The organism is bacterium (assembly GCA_022616075.1).
Lineage (GTDB): Bacteria > Acidobacteriota > HRBIN11 > JAKEFK01 > JAKEFK01 > JAKEFK01.
Genome location: JAKEFK010000394.1, coordinates 1 through 7,244 on the forward strand (window position 1 = coordinate 1; position 7,244 = coordinate 7,244).

A 7,244-nucleotide genomic window follows, 5' to 3' on the forward strand; every position below is an offset into this window, starting at 1 on the left:
CAGCAGGCGCGCTTGCGCCATTCATAAAAAAGCTGCTGGAAGCTCCGCTGAAACCTGGCTCCCGTTTTGTGAATAACGCGAGAGTTTCGGATCACCACGCGATCCTCCCAACGGAACAGCCGCCCGATTTCAAGAAATTCACCGGCGAAGAACGAACACTTTATGAACTAATTGCCCGCAGGTTTGTTACTGTCTTGCATCCACCTTGTTTGTTCGAACAGATCACGCTCATCACGCGCATCAACGGCGAAGCATTCTACACGCGCGGTAAGAGGATCAAAGATCCTGGCTGGCGGGCAGTTACTGCAAAAGTTGCTGGTGATGAAACGAGAGACAAAGAGGATTTACCGGAGCAAACGCTCCAGCAGCAGAGGCATGGAGATCAGAAAACGGTCCGAAGCATCCGGCTCGACAAAGCGCAGACCAATCCGTTGCCGAGATATACGGAAGCCACGTTGCTGACAGCGATGGAGAACCCGGGAAAATTTATCGAAGACGAAGAACTACGCGAAGCCATGAAAGAAGCGGGTCTTGGCACGCCGGCAACACGCGCGGAGATCATCGAAAAGCTGCTGGGCTATGGCTACATGGAACGGCACGGTAATCATCTGGTGCCTACTTCGCGAGGGATTCAGGTTGTGTCGCTTGCGCCAAAAATTCTCAGCTCACCCGAACTGACTGCGCAGTGGGAATTGCGGTTGGATAAGATTTCGCATGGCAAGGAAAATCCGGAGACCTTTCTTGCTGACATCCGGAAGAATACTGTGGAGCTGGTGGAGAGCGTCAAGGTGGATACGACTACCTATCGCGAAGAGAATCTCACGCGAGTGAAGTGTCCGATGTGCGGAAAATTCCTGGTGAAGACGCCCGGAGCAATGTTGAAATGCCAGGATCGGTCCTGCGGGCACACACAACCGGAAAATCCAGACGCCTACTCAGAACGCCGCATGTCGCGCCAGGAACGCGCACAGCAAAAATACCTGGTGCGCAAGTACTCCGATCAGAAGGAGATCAAAACGAATCTTGGGGATCTGCTGAAAAAGGCGCTTGAAAAAAAATAAAGGAGCTCCTGGCGGTCGAGGCCGTCATGATGCAGACTTCCGACCACTCCGATGATTTCCAGTATCGTTGGCTTCCGCAGTTGAGCCTGAATCTTTTTCCCGATCGCGTTGTTTCCAAGATTCAAACGTCTTGCCATTGTCTCATTAATAATGGTAGTAGGCGGACCACTCTGATGATCGCGTGATTCAAAGAGCCTGCCGCTTTGTAAAGGAATTCCCATCAGTGATAAATAATCCTCCGTTACAACGGTCCGAAATGCCGTCTGCTCTTCGCCGGCCGCGATAGGCTCTCCTTCTACATTCACGGAATACGAGGAAGTGGAACTGCTGTCCAAAAAGGGAAGCGCCGTGGTTATCCCTACGCTATTCACACCGGGAACATTCTTCAGCTGCGAAATTGCTTCCCATGTGAATTGTGCCTGACTCTCAGGTTTTTCGTAGTAGTCGTATAAAAATACCTGCAATGCAACAACGCCCTGTCTGACAAATCCCGGGTTCACATGGAGCAGGTTCATCAGACTGCGCGAAAACAGACCGGCGCCGATCAGAAGAATGATCGCGATTGCAATTTGCGAGATCACCAGCGTATTCCGAAGCCGTTTCGGTGTTTGCGCCCGCCACGATGGGAGTTGCTCCCTCCTTCAAGGAATGCTGCGGATCGAAACGGAAGCAACAGTCCAAGCAGGGCACGGCCCAGCCGTGGAGGCGTGATGCGAATCGGTTTGTCCATGGCAGTGCGTTATAGTTTGTCCAGTTGTTTTTCGAGACCCGAGACCATTCCTTTGAAAGCTCGATACGATTCGGCCAACGCTTCTTCTCCCGCGGGCCGCAGCGTGAAATATTTTTTTCTGCGGCCGCCCCGCTCCGCTGTCGGTTCTCCAATCCGCGAACGGACCAGTCCCTGTTTCTCCAACCGTTCGAGTGTCGTGTACAAAGCTCCGATCGAAATCTCGCGACCGGTTCGTTTTTCTATTTCCACGCGGACCGCTGATCCGTATGCGTTCTCCCGCAATCGCAACAAAGCAAGCAGCACCATCTGCTCAAATTCGCCCAGCTTCTTCTCCATATGTACTACAATGTAGAATATATGGGAGAGCGTGTCAAGGCTTGTCGTGTGTCACTAACACGGGGACAAAGAGACACAGCGCGATAAAAGCCGCAACAAAAAAAGAGAAAGGGGGGGAGCTGAACCGCAGATATTGGGACTTCTGAGCGCTGACGGAAAAAGTTAAATTTAAATATAGCCCGAGTATTTCCGCTGCAGCTAGTGGCATGGCTTCATGCTCGTATCACAGCACCGCATCAATCTTGACACGGAGACGTTTTGCCTTCGAATATTATGTTTTAAAGACATAATGTTTGACATACATTATGTTTGGGATACAATATCTGTGTGGAATTCTGGAACCGGCAAGCGGAGATTCAGGCGTTAAAGGGACAGGTCGGGGGCCGCCGGTTCGGCTATGTGACGGGTCGTAGGCGGGTCGGGAAGACGGCGCTGCTGGTCCACGCCTGTGAACTTTTTAACGGGATTTATCATCAGGCTGTTGAGGGGACACCACTGCAGCAGATCGAGCTTGCAGTGATCGAACTCAAAGAAAAGCTTCCCTCCTTTCGTGAGATTCGTCCGCAATCCTGGCCGGAGTTCTTTCATCTATTGTCGCGGGAGGCTCTCCCGCCATTGATCGTTTTTGATGAATTCCCGTACTGGGCTCAAGTCGAACCCTCTTTACCCAGCATTCTGCAGAAGTGGATCGATCATGAGCTCCCGAAACAAAAGTCTTCCCTGTTCATTTCGGGATCTTCTCAATCGATGCTTCATTCGTATTTTCTTGGCGATACCGCCCCTCTTTTTGGCAGAGCGCATCTTCATCTGAATTTGCAACCATTGAGTTATCGATGGTTCTGCAAAGTGTTTGGATATCGAATGTCGAATGCAACTGCCTTTACAAAATATTCCCTGGTTGGGGGTGTTCCGCACTACTGGAAGCTTCTGTCGCGCGGATCGGTCGTCACACTGGCAGAGCAATTGTTTTTCAAGCCTTCCGCGATGCTTTCGGAGGAGCCTCGGAATCTACTGCACGATGAAGGGATCACGGGAAACATTCCCAAAGCAATTCTGGATTTAGTCGGTAGAGGCGCGCAAAAACCATCGGAGATTGCCGCGCGTCTCGGGATTCCTCAAACGAATCTGTCTCGTCCTTTGACGGCGCTGATCGATGCTGGTTTGCTGATCAGAGAACTGCCGTTCGGCGAATCAACGCACACGACGAAACGAACACTCTATTCCATTGTGGATCCGGCTTTGCGCTTTTATTATGGAACTCTCCTTCCCACTCGAAGTCGATGGGCCACTCTTGGAAATCAGGAGAAAAAGCTGATTCTTGATCGACACACGTCTCATCAATGGGAGGTTTTTTGCAGGGAAGCGTTCGCCGGCTCCAGCCGATACTGGGAAGCCGGTGTGGAAATCGATCTCGTTGCGGAAACAAAAAACGGACCGCTGATTGCCGAATGCAAATGGGACACTTTGACTGAGAAAAAGGAGAGGGCTCTGCTGGATGATCTTCAGCGAAGATTCGGGAGCTCAGGATTGTCCGGAAAGTTGAAGAATCCGATCTTTCGAATCTTCTCGAAGAAAAATCTTCATCAGATCGGAAGCGTGGTGCGTTAAAAAATGCACCCTACCCATCCACTTTGTGAGGAACGCAGAGGCGCGAAGGCGCGAAGACGCAAAGTTTATGGAGTTTTGGGTAGTTGCAGCGCATAGGTTAGCGCCCGATTTAATTCTTCAATCTTTCGGGGATTCAGAGAGGCGGCAAAAGTCGTAAGCTTCGATTTGAACAGGAGCATCAGGAAGTCACAACGGATGGCGCACGTTCTGGGCAGTCCGTCTTCCTTGCCTACCACAACTTCACTTTTGATCCCAAGAACTTCGCTGTAAACGGGCGCGCAAATCACAGTATCAATGTCAGGATTGTCAGCGATGAAATCACGCGATACGATCACGTAAAAACCTGGCTTTCCTCCTCTCTCTGCGATCCTCTCCCGGGTGCGATAAATCTCCCCTCGATTCATAACTTTGCTTGTTCACCGATGAGTGCAGCGGTCTGCTTCTTTAGCTTATTTTTGTGACGCCTGAAGATTTTTCGCTCCCGCTCCTCCTCACTTTCAGCTTCTTTTTTCGCTATGTACTCTTGAGTTGCTTCGCGGATCACCTCCGATCGGTTCATTCCACGGCGCTTTGCCAACCGGTCGATTCGCTCGAGTGTTGGTTCATCAATAGAGATCGCAATAGTTTTCATAATAGAAAACTATCATATATTGCAATAGAAGTCTACTAGGAGGATATGAACCGATTTGCGGCGCGAGTCCTCAGGATTTGATGGTGAACGGATGGGTCACGACGGCCCAGTGGGAATAACCTTCTTCGTTCGGCGGAATTCGATCCGGTTGGGTATTGCCTTTGCTGTCAGTCGCGCGGGCCTGCAATCCGTAACTTCCTGGACGCGCATCCCACTCCAAATCCCAACGGACCCATGCCAGAGGAATATTCGGTTCCCGCAGTCGCGCTGCTTGCCATTTGCGTCCACCGTCCAGACTCACATCCACTTTTGCAATGCTTCCTTCGCCGGACCAGGAGCGGCCGCGTAAAAGTTGCTTGCCTGCCGTAGCCTGTCCATCCCAGGCCAATTCAAATGCGCTTTTCACTTTCTGTGTTGTCAATGCCGCACCTAAAGCGGGTGGAACCGGTTGATAATCCGGACCGATCAAAACGTAGCGTTTGGTGTTGTATTCGGAGTACAGACGCTGTTCGGAAACTTCCACTCGACCGACCCACTTGATGTGCGAAATACCGACCCATCCGGGGACCAGCACGCGAAAGGGAAATCCATGATCCGGTGGAAGAGTATTTCCATTCATCCCATAAACAAGGAGAGTATCTTCTGCCATCGCTTTTTCGATCGGCATTGGACGTTTGATTTTCTTTTCATCCAGACCTTCCGGCATCACATCACGCGCGGTTTTCTTTACTCCTGCCCGCTGCAATACTTCGCGCAATGGAACACCGGTCCATTCTGCCACACCGATACCTCCCAGCTTCCATGGCGTACCGGCGATTTTCTTTCCGTGCGAAAGCTCAAAGAGGCTTCTGCCGTTTCCCGCGCATTCGATGGCGCGAATCACGGAGATCGACGGCATCGCAAGAATCTCATCGTAACGAAACGAGCGCGGATTCGAAACTCCCGAGCCTTCCACGATCAGCCGCCATGTTTTTAAATCGATCGATGGCACGCTGGGACTATTATTGCGGACAAAAAACAGTTCGTTCGGGACAATGTATCCGCGGCTGTACATCGCTTCCCATCGCATCTCCAAATTGCTGCCCGATTGGATGAAAAGATCAGAAGGGGAAGGTTTGAGAATTGCAGGATTGTTTTCCGCGTTGAGAATTTTCCAAGGAGCGATGATCGGCATCGATGCCGCAGCTGTGGCCCAACCCAGCAGATGAAGAAATCTTCTACGCGTCAACGCTCGTTTCGTATTTTGCCACGCAAATTCCTCCACTCGTTCGCGAATGTAATTGAGCTCGTCCATAGAAAGATTTTATTACACCCGCTAAGAATTTTCGAAGGAGCTTCAAGAGCTGATTTCCTCCGCGTCTTTGCAGTACTGTACGTAAATTTCTTGTTTTTTCACCAAGAATTAAGATTTGTTAGCAAAGTAGCGTAGGCGTCTCGCCTGCGGATCCGCGCAGACGAGACGTCCGCGCTACTTTAATATTGCGCCTTGCCGCTTTATAGCCTTTGCGTTAAGTGCACGATGTCGGGCACCAGCAGTATACTGAAACGGAGATGATCGGCGAATCCATTTCCCATTATCGGGTCACAGACACTCTGGGAGCCGGAGGGATGGGCGAAGTTTATCGCGCTTACGACACGCAGTTGGAACGTATGGTCGCGCTGAAGATCCTTCCCGCCAATTTGGTTTCGAACGAAGAACGGATCCGGCGATTCATGCGTGAGGCGAAAGCTGCATCCGCTATCAGCCATCCGAATGTCGCGCATATATATGAGATCGGTGAAGCGAACGGACTGTACTTTATAACGATGGAACTAATTGAAGGTCAGACTCTTGCCAGAAAACTCAGCGATGGCTTCTTCTCCTCCGATCAAATTGTGGCAATCGCTTCAGCAATCTCCGATGCGCTCCAGGAAGCTCACGCAAAAGGAATTGTTCACAGAGACATCAAACCTGCAAATATCATGATCACTCCTCGTGGTCAGCTCCACGTACTTCAATATTGAAGGGCGACCCTCCCTTCCGGAGAATCAGCTGCCGGTGGCGAGTTACCGCTGGGTGACTCCAAATTATTTTCGCGCGATGGACATTCCGCTTCTGAAAGGGCGTGATTTTACAGAGCGGGATGATGCGAACGCGCCCAAGATGCTGCTGATCAATGAAAGAATGGCAAAGCAATACTGGAAGGAAGAGAACCCGATCGGACAGCGAATCAATATTCGTTATGGAACCGGAACGGTTGTGCGTGAAATTGTTGGAATCGTGGGAAACATCAAACATTTTGGTCTGGATCAAGATGTGCAGCCTGAAATGTATATGCCGGTATATGAAGGTCCGGAATATTTCCTGTATCTGGTCGCACGCACAACCTCCAATCCTCTGGCGGTGGTGAAGATGATTCAGCGGGAGGTGGCGAGAATTGATAAGGATCAACCTGTAGCGAACATCAGAACGATGGAGAATACTTTTTCCGAGTCTGTCGCTCCACGCCGGTTTTCGGTGTTTCTCATCACTGTCTTTGCAGGCATCACTCTGGTTTTGTCATCGATCGGCATTTACAGCGTGATCTCTTATTCGGTTGCACAACGCAGAAACGAGCTCGGCATCCGGATGGCGCTGGGGGCTCAAGCCCGGGACATTCTGAAACTCGTTGTCGGTCAGGGATTCAAGCTGATTCTACTTGGTATCCTGATCGGTCTCGCGGGAGCTTTTGCAGTAACGCGATTGCTTTCGAGCTTGCTGTTTAACGTGAGCACAAGGGATCCTTTCATATTTATTGTGATCTCCTTGTCGCTCGCTTTCGTTGCATTGCTCGCGAGTTACATCCCGGCGCGCCGGGCCACGAAAGTGGATCCGATGATGGCGTTGCGGTATGAATAA

Annotated in this window: 10 protein-coding genes; 4 read left to right on the forward strand and 6 right to left on the reverse strand. The window is 50.9% G+C overall.

The window, feature by feature from the left end:
• On the forward strand, window positions 1–1,061 hold a 1,061-nt coding region (locus L0156_30245; protein MCI0607283.1), incomplete at its 5' end, for a DNA topoisomerase.
• On the opposite strand, the gene L0156_30250 is transcribed toward L0156_30245, so the two are convergent.
• The 3 genes from L0156_30250 to L0156_30260 are packed head-to-tail and all read right to left on the reverse strand — an operon-like array spanning window position 1,001 to window position 2,097.
• Window positions 1,001–1,642, reverse strand: a complete 642-nt coding sequence (locus L0156_30250; protein ID MCI0607284.1) for an ABC transporter permease — start codon at window positions 1,640–1,642, stop codon at window positions 1,001–1,003. The genes L0156_30245 and L0156_30250 overlap by 61 nt on opposite strands.
• Window positions 1,639–1,791 (reverse strand): hypothetical protein, encoded by a 153-nt coding sequence (locus tag L0156_30255; GenBank protein MCI0607285.1) that lies wholly within the window; start codon window positions 1,789–1,791, stop codon window positions 1,639–1,641. The genes L0156_30250 and L0156_30255 overlap by 4 nt, the downstream gene beginning before the upstream one ends.
• A gap of 9 nt (window positions 1,792–1,800) precedes the next feature.
• Window positions 1,801–2,097: a PadR family transcriptional regulator gene (locus L0156_30260; protein MCI0607286.1), complete on the reverse strand. Its 297-nt coding sequence runs from the start codon at window positions 2,095–2,097 to the stop codon at window positions 1,801–1,803.
• Between the two features lie 357 nt (window positions 2,098–2,454).
• On the opposite strand from L0156_30260, the gene L0156_30265 reads away from it, so the two are divergent.
• Window positions 2,455–3,735, forward strand: coding sequence for an AAA family ATPase (locus L0156_30265; GenBank protein MCI0607287.1), 1,281 nt, complete (start codon window positions 2,455–2,457; stop codon window positions 3,733–3,735).
• 65 nt (window positions 3,736–3,800) lie between these two features.
• Here L0156_30265 and L0156_30270 read toward each other — a convergent pair whose 3' ends face one another.
• The 3 genes from L0156_30270 to L0156_30280 form a co-directional block, all read right to left on the reverse strand.
• Entirely contained in the window at window positions 3,801–4,139 is a 339-nt protein-coding gene (locus tag L0156_30270; GenBank protein MCI0607288.1) for a type II toxin-antitoxin system PemK/MazF family toxin, read from the reverse strand.
• On the reverse strand, window positions 4,136–4,366 hold the full coding sequence (locus tag L0156_30275) for a ribbon-helix-helix domain-containing protein (GenBank protein MCI0607289.1): 231 nt from the start codon (window positions 4,364–4,366) through the stop codon (window positions 4,136–4,138). Before L0156_30275 ends, L0156_30270 begins: the two co-directional genes overlap by 4 nt.
• A 70-nt stretch (window positions 4,367–4,436) precedes the next feature.
• Window positions 4,437–5,660: a sulfite oxidase gene (locus L0156_30280; GenBank protein MCI0607290.1), complete on the reverse strand. Its 1,224-nt coding sequence runs from the start codon at window positions 5,658–5,660 to the stop codon at window positions 4,437–4,439.
• Between the two features lie 257 nt (window positions 5,661–5,917).
• On the opposite strand from L0156_30280, the gene L0156_30285 reads away from it, so the two are divergent.
• On the forward strand, window positions 5,918–6,370 hold the full coding sequence (locus L0156_30285; protein MCI0607291.1) for a serine/threonine protein kinase: 453 nt from the start codon (window positions 5,918–5,920) through the stop codon (window positions 6,368–6,370).
• Entirely contained in the window at window positions 6,342–7,244 is a 903-nt protein-coding gene (locus L0156_30290; protein MCI0607292.1) for an FtsX-like permease family protein, read from the forward strand. Before L0156_30285 ends, L0156_30290 begins: the two co-directional genes overlap by 29 nt.